Source organism: Capnocytophaga sp. oral taxon 878, from assembly GCF_002999135.1.
Lineage (GTDB): Bacteria > Bacteroidota > Bacteroidia > Flavobacteriales > Flavobacteriaceae > Capnocytophaga.
Map to the genome: position 1 here is coordinate 2,849,744 of NZ_CP027229.1, position 19,112 is coordinate 2,868,855.

At 41.4% G+C, this 19,112-nt stretch carries 18 protein-coding genes; 9 read left to right on the forward strand and 9 right to left on the reverse strand.

Going from position 1 to position 19,112, the window contains the following annotated elements:
* Positions 1 to 342 precede the first annotated feature (342 nt).
* Complete coding sequence (locus C4H12_RS13065; RefSeq protein ID WP_106099297.1) at positions 343 to 1,335, forward strand: SMI1/KNR4 family protein; 993 nt, start codon at positions 343 to 345, stop codon at positions 1,333 to 1,335.
* Complete coding sequence (locus tag C4H12_RS13070) at positions 1,328 to 2,344, forward strand: SMI1/KNR4 family protein (RefSeq protein WP_106099298.1); 1,017 nt, start codon at positions 1,328 to 1,330, stop codon at positions 2,342 to 2,344. Before C4H12_RS13065 ends, C4H12_RS13070 begins: the two co-directional genes overlap by 8 nt.
* 24 nt (positions 2,345 to 2,368) lie before the next feature.
* Here C4H12_RS13070 and C4H12_RS13075 read toward each other — a convergent pair whose 3' ends face one another.
* The 8 genes from C4H12_RS13075 to C4H12_RS13745 all read right to left on the reverse strand — a co-directional run bounded on the left by C4H12_RS13075 (position 2,369) and on the right by C4H12_RS13745 (position 9,467).
* Positions 2,369 to 2,848 carry a hypothetical protein gene (locus C4H12_RS13075; RefSeq protein WP_106099299.1) on the reverse strand — a complete coding sequence of 160 codons (480 nt, stop codon included), beginning with the start codon at positions 2,846 to 2,848 and terminating at the stop codon, positions 2,369 to 2,371.
* Entirely contained in the window at positions 2,845 to 3,375 is a 531-nt protein-coding gene (locus C4H12_RS13080; RefSeq protein WP_106099300.1) for a hypothetical protein, read from the reverse strand. Before C4H12_RS13080 ends, C4H12_RS13075 begins: the two co-directional genes overlap by 4 nt.
* A gap of 1 nt (position 3,376) precedes the next feature.
* Positions 3,377 to 4,678, reverse strand: coding sequence for a Fe-S cluster assembly protein SufD (sufD, locus tag C4H12_RS13085; RefSeq protein ID WP_106099301.1), 1,302 nt, complete (start codon positions 4,676 to 4,678; stop codon positions 3,377 to 3,379).
* 4 nt (positions 4,679 to 4,682) lie between these two features.
* On the reverse strand, positions 4,683 to 5,852 hold the full coding sequence (locus C4H12_RS13090; protein WP_106099302.1) for an immunity 26/phosphotriesterase HocA family protein: 1,170 nt from the start codon (positions 5,850 to 5,852) through the stop codon (positions 4,683 to 4,685).
* Between the two features lie 9 nt (positions 5,853 to 5,861).
* A complete protein-coding gene (locus C4H12_RS13095) occupies positions 5,862 to 6,722 on the reverse strand; it encodes a hypothetical protein (protein ID WP_106099303.1) in 861 nt (286 codons plus the stop codon).
* Positions 6,723 to 6,751: 29 nt separating this feature from the next.
* Positions 6,752 to 7,492, reverse strand: coding sequence for a Fe-S cluster assembly ATPase SufC (gene sufC, locus C4H12_RS13100; RefSeq protein ID WP_106099304.1), 741 nt, complete (start codon positions 7,490 to 7,492; stop codon positions 6,752 to 6,754).
* A 165-nt stretch (positions 7,493 to 7,657) separates the two neighbouring features.
* On the reverse strand, positions 7,658 to 9,232 hold the full coding sequence (locus tag C4H12_RS13105) for an NADP-dependent glyceraldehyde-3-phosphate dehydrogenase (protein WP_106099305.1): 1,575 nt from the start codon (positions 9,230 to 9,232) through the stop codon (positions 7,658 to 7,660).
* Between the two features lie 58 nt (positions 9,233 to 9,290).
* On the reverse strand, positions 9,291 to 9,467 hold the full coding sequence (locus C4H12_RS13745) for a CAL67264 family membrane protein (protein WP_164997604.1): 177 nt from the start codon (positions 9,465 to 9,467) through the stop codon (positions 9,291 to 9,293).
* Between the two features lie 526 nt (positions 9,468 to 9,993).
* Here C4H12_RS13745 and C4H12_RS13115 point away from each other — a divergent pair.
* Both C4H12_RS13115 and coaE read left to right on the forward strand, forming a co-directional pair.
* Positions 9,994 to 10,926 (forward strand): YbbR-like domain-containing protein, encoded by a 933-nt coding sequence (locus C4H12_RS13115; RefSeq protein ID WP_106099307.1) that lies wholly within the window; start codon positions 9,994 to 9,996, stop codon positions 10,924 to 10,926.
* Positions 10,923 to 11,516, forward strand: coding sequence for a dephospho-CoA kinase (coaE, locus tag C4H12_RS13120; protein WP_106099308.1), 594 nt, complete (start codon positions 10,923 to 10,925; stop codon positions 11,514 to 11,516). The genes C4H12_RS13115 and coaE overlap by 4 nt, the downstream gene beginning before the upstream one ends.
* Here the strand turns inward: coaE and C4H12_RS13125 are convergent.
* Positions 11,491 to 12,756 carry an MFS transporter gene (locus tag C4H12_RS13125; RefSeq protein WP_106099309.1) on the reverse strand — a complete coding sequence of 422 codons (1,266 nt, stop codon included), beginning with the start codon at positions 12,754 to 12,756 and terminating at the stop codon, positions 11,491 to 11,493. The two genes, coaE and C4H12_RS13125, sit on opposite strands and share 26 nt — an antisense overlap.
* 131 nt (positions 12,757 to 12,887) lie before the next feature.
* Between C4H12_RS13125 and C4H12_RS13130 the strand changes: the two genes are divergently transcribed.
* Genes C4H12_RS13130 through C4H12_RS13150 form a run of 5 tightly spaced genes read left to right on the forward strand, consistent with a single transcriptional unit; the run spans position 12,888 to position 19,007 of the window.
* On the forward strand, positions 12,888 to 14,159 hold the full coding sequence (locus C4H12_RS13130; protein WP_106099310.1) for an O-acetylhomoserine aminocarboxypropyltransferase/cysteine synthase family protein: 1,272 nt from the start codon (positions 12,888 to 12,890) through the stop codon (positions 14,157 to 14,159).
* Positions 14,160 to 14,177: 18 nt separating this feature from the next.
* Positions 14,178 to 15,359, forward strand: a complete 1,182-nt coding sequence (locus C4H12_RS13135) for a class I SAM-dependent RNA methyltransferase (protein ID WP_106099311.1) — start codon at positions 14,178 to 14,180, stop codon at positions 15,357 to 15,359.
* Positions 15,340 to 15,789, forward strand: coding sequence for a 6-carboxytetrahydropterin synthase (locus tag C4H12_RS13140; RefSeq protein ID WP_106099312.1), 450 nt, complete (start codon positions 15,340 to 15,342; stop codon positions 15,787 to 15,789). The genes C4H12_RS13135 and C4H12_RS13140 overlap by 20 nt, the downstream gene beginning before the upstream one ends.
* The gene (locus C4H12_RS13145) at positions 15,790 to 18,171 is read left to right on the forward strand and encodes a hypothetical protein (RefSeq protein ID WP_254424779.1); all 2,382 of its coding nucleotides are present in this window, start codon (positions 15,790 to 15,792) and stop codon (positions 18,169 to 18,171) included. It abuts the gene before it with no gap.
* Positions 18,168 to 19,007: a prephenate dehydrogenase gene (locus C4H12_RS13150; protein WP_106099313.1), complete on the forward strand. Its 840-nt coding sequence runs from the start codon at positions 18,168 to 18,170 to the stop codon at positions 19,005 to 19,007. The genes C4H12_RS13145 and C4H12_RS13150 overlap by 4 nt, the downstream gene beginning before the upstream one ends.
* Positions 19,008 to 19,112 lie beyond the last annotated feature (105 nt).

Here is a 19,112-nt window from a genome sequence, read left to right on the forward strand (position 1 = left end):
GGAGTTAGGAGATGGGAGTGGAAGAGATGAAGAAAATGCAATGTTTGGGGAGTTTTGTTGCGAATTTGGCAAAAGGAAGAGATAGGAGAAAAGTAGTTGATTATCAGCAAAATAATGCTTATCCTTCGTTTATAGTTCGTTTATAGTTCGTTATTGGTTCGTTTATCCTTCATTGAATCTGGGAGATAGCTGGGAGATGCCTGAGGAGGAAAGGGCTGATTATCAGGTAAGAGATAAGGGGTGAGAAGTGAGAGAAGATGATGAGGAAAAATTGAAAGATTGGCAATAAAAATGAGTTTTGGTTGAAAATTAAACAATGACTAAATTACAAATTATTATACTATGTTAAAGACTTTAGAGAAGCAATATGGTTTTACTTACCCATCACTTTACCATAGGCTTTATGCTGATGGTATGCTTGATATGGGGGAAGTAAATTCGTTATGGGTGGAAGAGGTGTATCCGCACTTGAAGGAGCGTCCGCCGTTATTTTTGTACAGTGGTGAATTTGAGTTGATATCGCCCGAAAATATAGGAGAAACAATTGAGGAGCTAAATGGAGAGGATAGCTGGTTGGGCATCAGTCCGGATTATCTTTTTATTCCGTTTGGGCAAACTGGGGGAGGGGATTATTATTGTTTTTGGTACGATAAAAACAGCCCAAGGGCAGAGGTGCCGGTAGTTTTGTTGCAACACGACTCGGACGAGGCAGAAGTGCTAGCCAATAGCCTTGAAGATTTCTTTTTTTATGAATTGCTTACCTCGGTGAACGATATATACGAGGAGGCATTGGTGGTTACTGAAGGGGACTTTGGGGAGAATATAGCCAGCTTGCTTGGGACACATCTGCCTTATATTGCCAAAGAAGAGCAACGCAAAATTATAGAAGAGATTTACGGCAGAAAGCTGAGAGAGTTTGCACGTGAGTTGCCGCGTTTTACGCAAACCTATCAAGGGTTATTGAGTGATGAGGAATTGGCGGAACTTCTGCAAAAATACATTCCGGTGGAGGGAGAGAAAAGCTTTGTGTACACTCAAGAAACAGAGATAGAAAGCACGCCCCCGCGCTATATAGATGGGACGCTTTATGTACGGGTGAACCCTATTCCTGCCAAAAATGATAGGGTGTATGAGGCGCTGAAAGCTTTGAATTGGAGGCAGAATAAAGCTGTTACCGAAGGCTTGGAGTATAGCAAGAAGATGCAATTGTACTACAATGACCAATATGGTATCCCGTGGGAAGAGTATATTTTAGGAGCTTTTAAGGAGCGTATTGAGGCGCTGAAGAAATTCCCCAATGTGACAGTAACTTTTGAAGAAGTAAGTAATGAATAGAGAAGAGAGAGATTTTGAGGAGCTTTCGGCGAAGCTCATAAGTACTACTGATGGGAGTGAATACCACGAATTGGTAAGAAAAATAGTGAAGAAGTACGGTGAGAAAAAGCGTAAGGAGACCTTGCTTACACTGATACAAGCTGTAAAAGAAAGCGAAGTAAGGCACGCCCGTAGCTTTGTGATAGCACGTATCTCGGAACTTGTGAATGAAGATGATGCTGAAATAGCGCCTTTTTTCTATGAAATGATAGCCCAAGGGTTGGCTTATTGGTCTTTTGGCGGTCTGCTGAAAGTAGAAGGGGAAAAGTGTTATGCTTTTTTGGTAGATTATTTGCAAAATGGGGATGATAGTAAAGAAAATAAAGGTAGTGCTATCATAGCCTTGTCTGAACACAGTGGAGAGGCTTTTAATGATAATCTCCCATCGGACCCTGCTTATTGGCAAGTGCTGCCTATGGAAAAAGTGCTTGAATGGCAGGCGCAAGGCTATAGGAGGAAGGAACCACAAAATGAGTTTCCGTTTTTGATAACCAATCCGCAGACAGACTTGGAGAAGGTGATGGCAAAAATAGAGCAGGTATTGGCGAAAGAAAGGGAGTTTTGGAAGGTAAATTCGTATCAGTACAACAATGCTGTCCTACAAGTGCCCCAGAAGCAAGTTATTGAGAAGATTAAAGAACGCTGGAGGTTACCTGCTGTTTACTTAACTTTTTTAGAATGTTACTCGCCTGCTAGAGAGACTTTTCTTAAGGGCATCAATCTGTATGGTGCGAATGTGCTTATAGAGCGCCAATGTGGTTATGCCTTTGATAGTCCTGATGAAGAGTTTTTTGCTGAGTGGAATGCCGATTGGGTAGTAATAGGGGATGAAGATGCAGACCCTTATATACTTGATCTTTCAAAAAGTGATGGTAATGAAGCGCCCATCTATAAAGCGCCTCACGGTGCAGGAGAATGGGAACTGGATAAGGTAGCAGATAGTTTTCAGTCATTTTTGGAGCAACTGTGAGAGAGTGTAAAAAAAGCTGTCTCTTTATTGAGGCAGCTTTGCTTTTTCTAAGTATTTCTTTGCTGTTTGTCGTCTCCATCCGATAGTTTCATTAGCAAGTAATTCTTCAACTTTATCAGTGTAATTGAATACCTTTAAACGGGTCATTTCGCTAATAGCGAAAGCGTAAAGCAAAGGGTCATTTAGTAGAGAGCTTAGGCAAATTTCTACTTCTTGTTGGTTCTTAAAGTAATGTAATAACATTACAAAGCTCTCGCGCCCTCGTCCGAACTTTTGGGTATTGATAATCTTTAATAACTCTTGTAGTAATTCATTGGTAAAAGCGGTTTTCTTTAATCCTTTAAATATTTCTAAGAGCTCTGACCCTATCATCCAAATTTCGCATTCATACGCTTTTAAAGGTTGATTGTCATCTTCTCGGAACAGTTCTTTAAAATAGAGTTCACATAGGTTGAAAAGATAGTTGTCAGAGGCTATTTTTTCATAGTGTTTGATTCTGTTCATATATTTAAAGTTAAAGGCTCAAAGGTAGCGGGTAACGGATCTTCATAGAACTTGAGGATGCTTTTAAAAGTTTCTTTAGAAGTGAGATTGGTAATAAACTCTTGGAAGTTATTGCCTGCGAAGTATATTCCTACGGGAAAATTAGCAAGATAAATAGGGAATTCACCATTTTTAGGGTTGCGTACATCCCAGAATACTATTTCGCCATTTTCACTGTACAGAAAGGGCTCGGCATTGGCTACCAATTCTTGTGTTTCTTGTTTTTTAAGAATAGAAAGAGGTGTCTGGAGATATTGCTTAAAAATGCCCTTCCAATAGGTGTTTTGATGCTCTAAAGCATCACAGTAAGGGCTTTGTTCTCCCATAGGAATATAGGTAAGGAAAAGCCCTAGGAGTCTGCCAAAACCTAATTCAGTAGTGAACTCCAAATACGAAGGAGGTAACTCCCATTCATTACAGATGTGAGTTACCTCCTTTTTTATTGTTGTAAGTGAGCCTTCTTTTATAGTTAAGAGTTCTTTATACATATTAAAAATCTACGGTTACCCCTAATTTTTTAGCAATAATACCGTTGATATGCTCTGAAAGAGAAGGGATTTTCACGCTTTCTAATACAGTATTAGCAAAAGCATAAGTGAGTAGGGCAGAGGCTTCTTTTTTGCCTATGCCTCGCGTTTGTAAATAGAATAAGGAGTCTGCACTGAGAGAGCCTACGGTACAACCGTGGGAACACTTCACATCATCGGCGAAGATTTCGAGTTGGGGCTTAGTGTATACTGTTGCCTTATCGGAGAGGAGGATATTGTCATTCTGCTGATAAGCATTCGTTTTCTGGGCGATTTGTTCTACCATTATCTTACCATTGAACACATTGGTAGCTTCATCGCTTACGATACTCTTATAATCCTGATGACTCTCGCAATTAGGAAAAGCGTGGTTTACTAGCGTATAATGATCGGTGTGTTGTGAGCCTTTGAGGATGCTCAACCCTTTGAGGGTAGATTCTAAATGCTCGCCTTGGTGATAGAAATTGAGGTTGTTGCGAGTGAGTGTGCCCCCAAATGAGAAGGTATGCACGCTGGCGTGGCTATTTGCTTCTTGCGAAATATAGGTGTTATCAATAAGGGAAGCGGTAAGACTATCGTTTTGCAATTTGTAATAGTCGAGGAAAGCTTCTTTGGCTACAAATGCCTCGGTTACTGCATTGGTAAGGATTGCTGTAGCTGTATCCGATAGGTTTTGGTGTACTTCAATGACTTTGAGCTGTGCATTCTCTCCCACGGCAATAATATTGCGAGGCTGATAGCAAGTGGTTTCTTTTCTGTCGTTGAAATATAACAATTGTATAGGTTTATCTACTACTTTCCCTTTAGGTACTTCTATATAGAGCCCTTCTGAGGTAAAAGCTGTGTTGAGGGCTGTGAATATATCACCTTTTTCGGTATTGGTATTGAAGTATTTTTTGATAAAGGCTTCTCCTCCCTTATGCAACGCCTCTAATAGAGGGCTAATAGTAGCGCCTGCAATCTCTTTGCTCGACATTTCGGGGCAGTAATAGCCGTTTACAAACACAAGCTGATAACAATCCGCGATAGCGTACTTGTGTAATACTTCGGGTGAGAGGGTTGTTTTATTGTGAATAGGTTGCCACAAACTGTAATCAGTAGCTTGGAGGTCAGAGAGTGAGGTGTATTTCCACGCTTCTACTTTTTTATGTGGGAAACCTTTTTCGGCAAAGAAACTAAGGGCTTCTTTGCGAATGTCATTTAATATATCGTCTTTATGAGGGAATGCCTCGAAGGCAGTAACCCATTTTTCTTTTAAATTCATCTTTTTAATTTTTTAATTCACTTGGTAAGGGTATTGTGTATAACTTCTTGCAATTTGCGGCATAGCTTGCTGTAGGGTCAAGATCGAAAATTGTAAGGATTTCATCTTTGATAGCTTTGTTGAAAGGAGCGCGCAAATCTCTATCACACCAGCATAAGTCCTCGCCACTGAGCATTTGCGCTAAACGATGTTTTCTATACATCTGTGGTGAAATACCATTTCCTCTATTGTTATAATCCAAATTATCGGTGAGGGTTTTGAGTTTTTCGGCTCTTTCATCAAAGGCGGCTTCACTCATTCCTAATTGTATCAATCCCCATTGCAAAAAATATTTAGGACCGCCGTATAACATAAATCCATCGTCTTCAAAGTTGATAGGGAAGTCGTATTCTTCATCGGGGATAGGAATGTTGCCTATAATTTCGTATTCGCCATAGAACAAATTGTTGTCCATCATCACGTTAGAGGGCATTGTTTTCTGCTGTTGCAATACTTCTATAGCTACATTTTTAGTATCGGAAGCATATACAAAGAACTGTATCATCACAGCTCGACCAAAAAGAAATCTCCAAAAATGGTTTTTAGGAATCATATTTTCTTTTTGAATTTTATAGATATCTAAAACCACTCTGCCAAATCCGTATTGGGTGCGATTGAGTTTAAAACAGAAAATATCGCCTTTTTTGAATTTTACGTGCTTGCGTTTCTGTTGTTTAAATTCGGTTATTTCCTCTAAATGATTTGCTGGTGATTGAGCGATAAAATCAGCTATTTGCTGTGGGATAGAGGTTTGCTTTCTATCGGAAGGCTTTTCCCAAAGAGTGTCGTAAAAAGTGATTTCGGAAGTGTAGCTCGTTATTGCCAACCGGTCATTTTTGATTTCTACCCACACGCCAATAGGGGTGCGTTTTTCAAAATGATTGGCTTGCAAAGGCACTTCTTTACCTTTTGAGGTTTTAGGTAACAATGTTTTGCGGTTGCGTGTTGCTTCCTCGTACTGTTTTTCAATATAATTTTCCTTTGTGGAGATGATTTGCCTTTTGATGATATCGCCGTCAAAATACAATATGCTCTCAGGGCGGTGTTTGTCGCCTGCCAATAAAACCCTATCCCAATGAGGTAATATAGGGTCTAAGCCTACGTATTTGCGTTGTTCGTTGTTGAGTTCAAACATACCGATTTGTCAATTTGTCGATTTGCCAATGAGCCAATGGTATATGGCGTTGCGCTCGCTATCTACTTCGGTATATCCTCCTATCAGCTGACCGTTGTGATAGTGGAGTTCGTCGATATCACTTACTAAAAACTCTTCTACTTCATCTTGATAAGGTTCAAAACCTTTGAAAATGATTTCGTCTTCCACTGTGAGGGTACTGATATCAAAAATGTAATGCCGATTGCAATACATATCAGTAACCAGTATTTTGTCACCTTTGAAAGGTTGTGCTATGGCTCCCCAATCCTTGGAGAAATGGTGTTTTTTGAGTGTTTTTAGCGATGGATAACTCATTACATAAAGCTCTGCCTCGTAGAAATTGGTGAATACAGCTTCTTTTTCACTGAGCATACAGCAGAAATCTACATCATTAGGCAATTGTTTGGCTACTTTTAGTTTTTCGTTTTCAAAAGATAGCAGATAGCTCATACAACCATCTTGTCCGCCATAGAAAGTGATAACCACTTTGTTATTAGGCAATGTTTTCAGCTCTATATTAGCATCGTAGATTTCGTCGTCCATAGGTATAGACGCCAAAGCCTTCCCTTGCAGGTCATACACCCATACGGTGATGTGCTGGGCATCGTGGCGCTGGGCAAGCCAAATTTGCTGGCGTTCTATCGCTAATAAAGCCCCCACAATAGGTTTGTTTATTTTCCAAAGCAGTTCTTTTTCAAAAGTGTAGAGCGAAAATCCTTCTGACTCATTGCATACGCCTATTTGCTGATGTTCATAGTTGATAGCAAAGATGTCTTTTCTTTTTAAGAACTGAAACGCCTCAGGTAACAAAGGGTTTGTTAAGGTTTCTGTGTATTTTTCAATGAGCATAACCGTAATTAATCATTAATAATTAACCATTATCCTTTCAGCCAATCATAACCTTTAGCTTCCAATTCTAAGGCGAGGTTTTTGTCGCCTGTTTTTACGATTTTACCATCGGAAAGCACGTGTACATAATCGGGGACGATGTAGTCTAAGAGGCGTTGATAGTGGGTGATAACGAGCACGGCATTGTTTTCGTTTTTGAGTTTGTTCACCCCATTAGCAACAATGCGGAGGGCATCGATATCGAGACCAGAGTCGGTTTCGTCGAGGATAGCGACTTTGGGCTCGAGCATTGCCATTTGGAAGATTTCGTTGCGTTTCTTCTCACCGCCAGAGAATCCTTGGTTAAGTGAACGTGATAAGAAGTCAGGGTTTATTTCCAGCAAAGCAGCTTTTTCTCGTATCTTCTTCAAAAGCTCCGCAGCAGGCATTTCTGCCAATCCTTGTGCTTTCCTGCTTTCATTTATCGCTGTCTTAATAAAGTTAGTAACCGAAATACCAGGGATTTCCACTGGGTATTGGAAAGACATAAAGATACCTTTGTGAGCACGCTCCTCTGGCGCATCTTCCAATAAGCTCTCGCCTTCTAACAGGATATCTCCTTCCGTTACCTCAAAGTTTTCGTTACCTGCAATTACTGAAGATAGAGTCGATTTCCCAGCTCCATTAGGCCCCATTATGGCGTGTACTTCACCTGCTTTTATTTCTAAGTTAATCCCCTTAAGGATTTCCTTCCCATCCACACCTGCGTGGAGATTTTTTATTATTAACATCTTTTATTGTGTTTAGCGTTTAGCGTTTAGTTTAAGGCTGCAAAGTTCCAACTTTATTTTGAATTAACCAAAATTACATTATAAATTATTTCTATACACATTAGGTGTTAGGCAGCAGTCAAACCCTACCTAACACCTAATACTTTTTACCAACCTCTAAATAAATTATAAAATAAAATCTGTATTTATAAAGTTAGAAGCACCTGTACGTAATAAATTCTCTACTATCTTATCGTTGTACTCATTGTTTTGGAATGACACAAAAGTACGTATCGAGAAGGAACGCAATGCATCGTGTACACTTAGCGTCCCCACTGCCGAGTCTTTCCTTCCTGTAAATGGAAATACATCCGGACCTCGCTGGCATAAGCTGTTCAAGTTCACCCTACAAAGCATATTTACAAGCATATCTATCAGCGGCGATAGCTCGTGTGGGTCTTCACCAAATAAGCTTATCTGTTGTCCGTATTTTGAATCCGAAATCTCGTCTATAATCTCATTGATATTTGAAAAAGGCTTTATCGGAATCAGCGGCCCAAATTGTTCCTCATTGTACACTCGCATCTCTTTAGTAACAGGGTACAATATTGCAGGCGTTATAAAGTTCTCTGTCCTTACGCCTCCTTTCTTATTCTGTATGCTAGCCCCTTTGCTAAGCGCATCATTAATAAGCTCTTCCAAAAACGCTGGCTTTTCTACCTCTGGCAGGGGTGTAAGTGTTACCTTATCCTCCCACGGATTGCCAAATTTCAAGGCATCTACCTTCTCTGCAAAACGCCTTATAAACTCGTCTTTTATCTTAGCGTGTACATACAGTATTTTCAGTGCTGTACAACGTTGTCCATTAAATGACAAGGTGCCTTTCACACACTCATTCACTGCCAAGTCAAGGTTCGCATCAGGCAATATAACACCTGGGTTCTTAGCTTCTAAGCCGAATACTAAGCGCAAGCGGTTCTTATTAGGGTGTTGGTCTTGTAAGGCAATGGCGGTCTTACTACCTCCTATAAGGGCAAGCACATCTACCTTCCCGCTCTTCATAATAGGAGGGGCTACTGTTCTCCCGCGTCCGTACAAAATGTTAATTACCCCTCTTGGGAACGAGTTTTGGAACGCCTCCAATAGCGGTGTGAATAGCAGCACGCCATGTTTAGCCGGCTTAAATACCACCGTGTTTCCCATTATTAGCGCAGGTATAATAAGCGCAAAGGTTTCATTCAGAGGGTAGTTATAAGGCCCTAAGCACAATACTACTCCCAGCGGCCCACGTCTTATCAAGGCATACACCCCATCGCGTTGTACAAATTTAGACGATTGGTTATCCAGCTCCTTATAAGCGTTAATAGTATCGTATATGTATTCTACTGTACGGTCAAACTCCTTACGTGAGTCCTCAAGGTTTTTGCCTATCTCCCACATCATCAGTTTCACCACCTCATCGCGCTGCTTCTCCATTTGTTTCACGAATTTAAGCATCGCCGCAATACGGTCTTTCACTTTCATAGTAGGCCATAACCCTTTCCCTTTGTTATAGGCACTCACAGCCGAGTCAAGAGCCTCCAGCGCATCAGCTTCTCCCAAGTCCGGAACACTTCCCAGCAAAGTACGCTCATACACCTCTGTCGATGATATAGTCGAGTAAATATTCGTATACTCACCTTTCCATTCTTTTAGTTCACCGTCAATTAAGTAAGTCTCTTGTCTAAAAGGCTTTATCTGAAATTCTTTTGGTATCGTCATATCTTTTTTAATTAATTTATTTGTTAATTTTTATCTGTCTGTCGCCTATTATTTATCATTACACCCTTCCCTTTAATGCGTTGAATACCCACGCTATCGCAAAGAAGCCAATACCCACAGTACCAAAGCCCCAGCCTGCTACTTCGTTGTATTTAAAAGCAGCAAGACCCACTAGTGCCAGTCCAATAATAATCATAATAAGGGCAGCCCAGCCCAATACACTATTTTTGTTCATTTCTTTTCAAAGTTTCATATTACAAATGCAAAAGTACAAAATAATTATCAATAAGCAAATATTAGCCTTCAGTCTTCTCCTTCCACCCCCTCCTCCCTAACTCCTATCTCCTATCCCCTAAATTGCGAATAATGCAAAAATCACCTCCCCCCACACTATCCCCTATCTCCTAACCCCTCTCTCCTGATAATCAACCCATTCCATCCCCACCCTCTTACCCCCTATCTCTTGTCTTTTACCTACTTTAAACGAACCTATAACGAAGGATAAACGAACTATAAACGAAGGATAAACCTTACTCCCCTCATTCTCAATCCCTCTCCCTCCCAGCCCTCTTTTTGCCAAATTCTTAATAAAATCCCCCAAACCTCACATTTTTCTCACTCTTTTTTCCATTTCTCCCTATTTTTCCCACCACCCATCTACCTCCTATCTCCTATCTCCTCCCCCCTAACTCCTCTCCCCTAATTTTGCCCATTCCAAAAAAAATCGTACTTTTGCACTACACTTATTAAAAACAATAGCTTTGAAACCTATCCTCACATTCTTTAAAGATAGCCGAACCCTTACCTTCATCGTCTGCCTCTTGGTAGCCATCTTTTTATGGACACCAATGAAACTCTCCCGCAACTTCCTGCGCGAAATATCCGTCCCAGTAACCATTACCAATCCCCCAGCCAATAAAGTTATTGTTCAACAAGCCGATAACTACCTCCGCCTCTATGTCGAAGCCAACGGCTTCTCATTGCTCAAATCATACACCCAAAACCCCACCCTCACCCTCGATTTTGCCGACCTCCATCCAGTAGGCGAAAACCGCTATAGCCTCAACAAAAACAGCCGCGATAAGCTCAGCAATACCTACCTCTCCAATATAAAAATACGCTCCGTCCTCTCCGATACCCTCTCCCTGTTATTAGCCCCCCAGATAACCAAAAAAATACCCGTAGTAGTACGCCTCAATGTCGAGTATCCCAAAGAGTACCAGCTCACACAACTGCTCATCTCTCCCGATTCGGTAACCGTCTCCGGTAGCGCTCAGTACATCGATACCCTCTCACAAGTAGTCTTCCATTACACCCAAACAAAGGCAGTAAGTAATAATTTTAGCCAAACCTATACCCTCAAAAACACCAATAATATACATTACAACACCCATAAAATTACTATGCAAGCCTTTGTCGATAAGGTAAGTGAGCAGCTCCTCAAAGTCCCAGTACAAGTAGTAGGCACCCCTACCGATAGCCAAATAAAAGTATTCCCCGATGAGGTCAATATCCTCTGTACGGGCGATTTAACCATACTCAAAACCCTCACCCCCAATGATATTAGCCTTATTGCCGATTTTGCCAAAGCAGAACAAGGGGTCATACCCTTGCAGCTCAGCACCCACCGCAAGCGCATCAAGGTAACCTTCTTCCAAGAAAATACCGTCGATTTCTTAATACGTAAAAAATGAAAATTGTAGGACTTACAGGGGGCATAGGCAGCGGCAAAACCACCGTAGCCGCTATGTTCGCACAGTTAGGCGTAGCCGTTTTTAACTCCGACGAGCAAGCCAAAAACCTCATCGCTACCAATAAGCAAGTAAAACAGCAAATCATCGCCACCTTCGGCGCCCAATCCTATACCTCCGATGGCTATAACCGCTCCTATATAGCCCAAATCGTATTCCATAACCCCGATAAGTTAGCCCAGCTCAATGCCATAGTGCACCCTGCACTGGCACAACACTTCCATCAGTGGGTACTACAGCAGCAGGGGGTATATGTGCTTAAAGAAGCTGCCATTCTTTTCGAAAGCGGTAGCTATAAAGATTGTGATTATATTATAACCGTTACAGCCCCACAGCAGCTGCGCATCGCCCGCGCTATGAGCCGCGATGGCAGCACCCTCCAGCAAATAAAAGCGCGCATCAGTCACCAATGGACCGATGCGCGCCGTATAGCACTCTCTCAGGCTGTAATTCACAATACCGATTTAGCCGACACTCAAAAGCAAGTGCAAGCCCTACACCAATACCTTATCCAGCTTTTTGCTCCTCATTAGTAAAAGGCACACGCCAAGCCAGCAGTATCGAAGGAATCATCAGTATAACAGCCAATACAAAAAATAATAGGTAACCTAATACATCACTTAAATAACCACTTATCATCCCCGATAGCACTAGCGAAAGCATCGCAAAGCTATTCCCAAAAGCATTGTGCGTCATCTGGTTTTTGCCAGGGGCTACCTGCTGCATAATAAATAGCGTAAGCCCTACAGCCCCAAAACCATACCCCAAGTTCTCACCTATCACCCCAATGGCTATCGTAATAAGGCTGTTAGGTAAGAAATACGCCAATAACAAATACACTATAAACTGAATGTTATAAGCACAAACCAGCCTAAACAAAGCCTTCTTAATCCCTATCTTTGATACGTAATGTCCTGCCAAAATCGAACCAGTAATAAAAGCAAGCACTCCAGCAGTACCGTATATAAAGCCTATATCCTCATTGCTAAGGCCTAAACCTCCTTCCACAGTTTTCGCTTTTAAAAATAAAGGGAAAATTCTCATTACAAGCCCTTCCGCAAATCGGTATGAAAAGATGAAAATAATGTAGTATAATATGTGTTTTTTATTGAAGAAATCAACTATAATACCCCACAGCTCCTTCATTTTATCCTTAAAGCTACCTGTAACTTCAGGCTTAATATCTCGCGGCAATGCATAAAAATGGTAAATACCCACCACTCCCAAAATAATAGCACAAAAGCTCATTACCACTTGCCACGCTGCCGTTTGGCTAAAACCTTGCTCTCTTACCAGCCATCCAGCCAAGAAAATGAAACCTCCATTAGCAAGCACTTTAGCTATGTTGTAAAAAGCCCCTTGCCACCCCGAGTAGGCACTTTGAGTAGGTACATCCAGTTTCTCCATATACATACCATCCAAAGCAATATCGTGTGTCGAACCACTAAAAGCAATAATACCCATAAATACCAACGCCAAAGTGAAAAAATCTGGCAAAGGCAATGAGAATACAATAGCTCCAAAAGCCGCCGCCGATAGTAGTTCAGTAATAATAATATACTGCCGCTTGGTGCCCAAAAGCTCCATTATAATACTAATAATTGGTTTTAACGACCAAGGTAAGGTAATTAAACTCGTCCAAAAAGCATGTTTCGTTTTAGGTATCCCCAAATCCTCAAAAAAAACCGAAGCTACCAAGCTAAGCATAATCATAGGCAGCCCCATAGCAAAATAAGCCGTAGGTACCCAAGTAATAGGGTTTCTTTTCTTCATAATGGTTGTTATTAAAAAGTGTTATTTATTTAAAAATCAGGCAAAAGTATAAAAATAATATCAATTAACAATAGATAATTAATAAATATTTAGTACTTTTGTCCGCTGAAATTAACTGTTAAAAAAGAGTTATGAGTACATTACATTCATCAACAAAGGCTTTACATGCTGGCTATGAGCCGCTTGCACATCAAGGAGCACAAGCTATTCCTATCTATCAAACCAGTTCTTATGTGTTTGAAAATGCCGATGATGCAGCCCAACGTTTTAGTTTATCACGCCCAGGGTATATCTATACCCGCCTTAATAACCCTACCAACGATGTGCTTGAACAGCGTTTGGCAGCTGTCGAAGGGGGCGTAGGCGCTGTAGTTACCGCTTCAGGAGCAGCAGCCATTACCACTACTTTCCTTACCCTATTGCGCACCGGTGAGCATATCGTATCTTCCAATAGCCTATACGGGGGCACTTATAACCTCTTTGCAGTAACTCTACCCCGCTTGGGCATCACCACTACCTTTGTCGATCCTACCGATGTAACCAACTTTGATAAAGCAGTACAGGATAACACCAAAGCTATTTTTATCGAGTCCTTAGGTAATCCTAAGTTAGATGTACTTGATATTGCCGCTATAGCCCAAATAGCTCAAAAACATCGCATTCCTCTCATTGTAGATAATACCGTAGCAAGCCCTGCCTTACTCAACCCTATAGCACACGGGGCTAATATTGTAGTACATTCACTCACCAAGTATATTGGCGGCAATGGCACCTCACTGGGTGGCGCTGTTATTGATGGGGGCAACTTTAACTGGAGCAGCGGTAAGTTCCCCGAGTTTACCGAGCCTTCAGCAGGATACCACGGTCTTGTATTGCATCAGGCTTTTGGCAATATGGCTTTTATAGCCAAAATGCGCACCGAAGGCCTACGTGATTTGGGTACCGCTATGAGCCCTTATAATGCTTTCCAAATACTACAAGGCTTAGAAACTCTTTCTGTACGTATGCAAAAGCATAGTGAAAATGCCCTTGCTTTAGCTCAGTGGTTGCAGCAGCAGCCCGAAGTAGCTTGGGTTAATTACCCTGGGCTTGAAAGTAGTAAGTACAAAGCCCTTGCCGATACTTATCTGCCCAATGGCAAAAGCGGTATGGTAACCTTCGGTCTTAAAGGAGGCTATGAGGCGGCTAAGCACACCGTGAATCACGTCAAAATATTTGCACTACTGGCAAACATAGGCGATACCAAGTCTTTAATCATTCACCCAGCAAGTACTACACACCAGCAGCTTAGTGACGAGGCTCAAAGGCTTACCGGCGTTACCCCCGATCTTATCCGCCTTTCAGTAGGAATAGAAGATATCAACGATTTGAAAAACGACCTCAAACAAGCGTTTTTAAATTAGCAAATTAACACAACGTATATGGAAAAAAATTATAAAATGATTGCTAAAACATTCTTCGGCTTTGAAGATGTTTTAGCCGATGAATTACGTAATCTCGGGGCTATGCGCATTAGTAAAGGGGTACGTAGCGTACAGTTTGAAGGTGATAAAGGCTTTATGTACAAAGCCAATCTTTGCTTGCGTACTGCCTTAAAAATACTCAAACCTATTCACTCTTTTTATGTGCGTAGTGAAAAGGACTACTACCAAAAGCTCTATGAGTTCAATTGGCAAGACTACTTATCGGCAAACCAAACCTTTGCCATTACTGCCACCCTCCAAACCGAGCTTTTTAGCCACTCTCAGTATGTAGCCCTAAAAGCCAAAGACGCAATAGCCGATGCTTTTAGGAACGCTACGGGTAACCGCCCCAATGTAGATGTACTCCACCCCGATGTTGCTTTCCATATACACATACAGCGCAATGAGGTTATAGTATCCTTGGATAGTTCAGGCGAGTCTCTGCATCAGCGCGGCTACCGCCTTGCTACTAATATAGCTCCTATTAATGAGGTGCTTGCAGCTGGTATTTTGCTTATGAGCGGTTGGCAAGGGCAATGTAACTTCCTCGATCCTATGTGTGGTAGCGGTACTTTCCTTATCGAGGCTGCTATGATAGCTTGTAATATCCCTGCCAATGTACACCGCAAAGAGTTCGCTTTTGAGCGTTGGAATGATTTTGATGCCAACCTCTTTAATGTTATCTTTAGTAGTTGCATTAAGAAAATACGCGAGTTTAATTACCAAATTACAGGTTACGATAAGGCGCCCTCGGCAGTGGCTAAGGCTAAAGAAAACCTTAAAAAAGCCGAATTGTCCGACTATATACAGGTATCGCAAAAAGACTTCTTCACTACCGAGAAAGACAATAAGCAAGAACCTCTACACATAGTCTTTAACCCGCCTTATAATGAGCGTTTGCAGGTAGATACCGAGCAGCTCTACAGTGCAATAGGCTCTACCCTTAAGCACAAATACCCCAATACCGAGGCGTGGTTCATCACCTCCAATTTAGAAGGACTCAAACACGTAGGCTTGCGCCCTACTCGTAAAATAAAACTCTTCAATGGTAAGCTGGAAAGTCGCTTAGTACAGTACAAAATGTACGAAGGAACCAAGAAGATTCACAAATTAGAAAATAATGAAGATAAGGATAACTAAAAAATTTGATTTCGAAGCTGGGCATGCACTCTATGGCTATGATGGTAAGTGCAAAAACTTGCACGGTCACAGCTATAAGCTCGTAGTAACAGTTATAGGCTCACCCATTACTACTCCTACTCACGTAAAGCAGGGTATGGTAATAGATTTTGGCGATTTGAAGCGCATCGTAAATGAACAGATCATACAACAATTTGATCACGCTATGATGCTCAATAGTAACACTCCTCACATTCAGCTTCTGGAGGAGCTCAAAGCGCAAGGGCATAACGTGATAGCCTTGCCCTATCAGCCTACCAGTGAGAACCTTGTAGCTGATTTTGCCAAGCGCATTAAGCAGCAACTGCCTCCCGAGGTAAGTCTGTATTCTGTTCGCCTACATGAAACCGAAAGCTCCTATGCCGAGTGGTGTGCCGATGATAATGAATAAGTGGAAAGAAAACTTGATTTTGAAATAAGAACATTGCTGAAAAATATAGTATATATCGTTTCGCTGCTGTTAGTTGCTTGTAATTTTGCCGAAAAGAAAGCAGCAGTATCGCCTATTGTATTTCCCGATAATACCCAAGTTATTTATCACATTAATAACAAGAGTAACTTCTTGGGGTCGGTTGCTAATAACACCCTCTGGAAAGCACATAACCCGCAGCCTCTAAAACTGCATGAGGTTAAACTTCTCAATAGCCTTACTGCTGAAACTGATGTTTGGGTAGCTTTCTCTACCGAAGGTAATATGACTGTTATAAGCCAGCGCGATACCTTAAGTGTTTGGAAAAATGCTAATGAAACACTCCAAAAACAAGCTCAGTTTGGTAAAGAATGGTACTATACCCAGTGGAATGATTATCTCATTATAGGCGATAATGATAAAATAGAAAGTTATAAAATACCTCCTACCAAAGCCAAAACGGCTAAACAACAAGATTTAGAAGTGCTACAACAGCTATCTAGCTCCGAGTGTAGTGCGAGTTTGTTTTTAACAGAGCATAACGCCAATAAGTATTTCAGTTACTTTTTTGGCGCAGGGGTATTACCCTCTACTAATAACTGGACTGCTTTTGATTTGTTTTTGGAAACCAATAGTGTGCGCCTTAGCGGGATAAGCCTAATGGGGCAAGCTGCCTCTACCGATCCTATGCGCCTTACGCAGCCGTACCAAAACAATCTGCTGGAGTATCTGCCTGCAAGGGTATTAGCACTTAAGGCTTATAGTTTTGATGATGCCGATAAGCTCACCCAGCCCGATAGTGTTGCTGTACAAAATACTTTCTTAAACACTGTTAATGGGATTGCTTTTGCCGAGGTAGTAGAGGGGGCTTTTGCTGTAGCTACTGCCTATGATGTAGATGAGGCACTACAACAACTACCTGTACTTTCAGAAGATTTTCAGTATAACTTCCCTCTGTACGATTTGAATACAGAGGTCCCTTTACAGTTCTTGGGGCTGTTTGGCAGTAATATGAAGCCCCGCTATGTAGGGGTATATGAAAAGTTATTGGTATTTGCCCCAGCCAAAGAACTCCTTACCTCGGTAGTGAATGATATGCAACGGGGTAATGTGCTGAAAGCCAATAAAGCCTACCAGCTATTGGCACAAAATAGTGCCTCCAATGTGAGTGTGGCGCGGGTAGCAAACCTTTACCAGCAACCTAACTTTGCCAATACTGCCATAGCCGAACGCTACCGCTGGGCATTATTCCAACAAACACCACAGAACGACTACTATGTATTGAACTTTGTGTGTGAATACCAAAACGATAATACGGCTCAAGATGAGATGACTGAGCACTTCCGCTTTGCTTTTGATGAAACTATAATTACCCCACCTACCTTACTTACAAATCACCGTACCAAGCGGCTGGAAGTAGCTGTGCAAGATGCTGCTAATAACCTCCATCTAATAGCTAATAATGGCGCTTTGTTATGGAAGAAACCTTTGGATGGAAAAATACAAAGCCCTATTTACCAAGTAGATTTGTTTAAGAATGGCTTTCTGCAAATGGCCTTCTCTACCGAGAGGGCTATATGGGTGCTGGATAGAAATGGTAATGTGGTGGAACCCTTCCCTATAAAATATAAAAATAACATCACTCCTTTAGAGGTTTTTGATTATGATAGCAACCGAGAATATCGCTTTATAACTACCGAAGACCAAACAATACATTTGCTTGACCGCAAAGGGCAGCAGGTGAAAGGTTTTAACACTCGTGCTAATGGTAGGCCACTGGCTACACCTAAACATTACCGCATTGCCGATCGGGATTATCTTATATACCCTTCGGGTAATGGTAGTATTAATATACTTCATCGTAATGGCGAACCTCGTATTAAAATAAATGGCAAATTTGAGTTTTCGGAAAACCCTATAGTGCTGTGGAATGACCTCTTTACCTTCACCACTACCGATGGTTATGCTGTGAGTATTGATGAGAAGGGGGGAATGAAACGTGAGAAGAAACACTTGATAACTCCTTTTTATTGGGGAGGTAGTAGGTATGCCTTGTATGCGCTTTCGGCTAATGTGCTTACCTTTGGAGCTAAACCTATTGAGCTGCTTGAGGGGAATTACGCACGTCCGCAGTTGTGGCGCATACGCAATAATAATTACCTTAGTGTGAATGATATGGCTACCCAAAGAACTTATTTGTATAATAATAAGGGGGTGCTCGTGAAAGACTTTCCGGTGGAAAGTATATCGGCAGTGGCTATAAGTACTGATAGTGATGGTAGTATATGGATAGCTACTGAAAAGAATAACAATGAACTTATCGTATATACGGTAAAGGAATTAGGAATTAGAACTCAGGAATGAAAAAAGCAGTGATTATAGGCTTGGGGCTTATTGGAGGCTCGATGGCTTTGGAATTAAAGAAACGTTTGGGTTATTATATTGCCGGTATTGATGTAAGTGCTGCCAATGTGCAAAAGGCTTTAGAATTGGGCATTATTGATGAAGAAACGGATTATAACCACCTTACTGATGCCGAAGTAGTGCTTATAGCTGTGCCGGTAAATCATATTGTTGAGGTATTATTAAAGGTGTTGGATAAAGCGGGTGATAATACTCTTGTAATGGATGCTGGCTCGGTAAAGGGGCATATATGTAGGTCGGTAGCAAAGCACCCGCGCCGTGAACTGTTTGTAGCTGCGCATCCTATGGCGGGTACAGAGCATTCGGGACCAGAGGCTGCCCTATATGACCTTTTTGATGGGAAGGTAATGGCTTTGTGCGAAGTGGATGATAGTAATTGGCAACTGCTGGACCGTGCTTTTAGTATTGTAAAAGCCTTAAATATGCGTGTGAAAATGATGACGCCTACGGATCATGACCTTCATACGGCATACGTATCGCACTTATCACACGTGAGTTCATTTATGCTGGGCAAAACGGTGCTTGAGATAGAGAAAGATGAGGCACATATATTTGATTTGGCGAGTACGGGGTTTGCATCGACGGTACGTTTGGCTAAGAGTGATGCCCAAATGTGGTGTCCTATCTTCTTAGAAAATAGAGATAATGTACTGAAGGCTCTTAATGAGTATATCAAAAATCTTGAGGCTTTCCGGACTCTTATTGAAAATAATGATGCTGAAGCTCTTACTCAAAATATACACGAGGCTAACTATATTAGAAAAATATTGAAGTAAAAAACTATTGAGTTTGTAAAATATTTTATTTTTAAGGGGAGTATAAAACAAACTGTTTCCGAGATACTGTTTAGGTATTGAGGGAGCAGTTTTTTTATGTTGTAT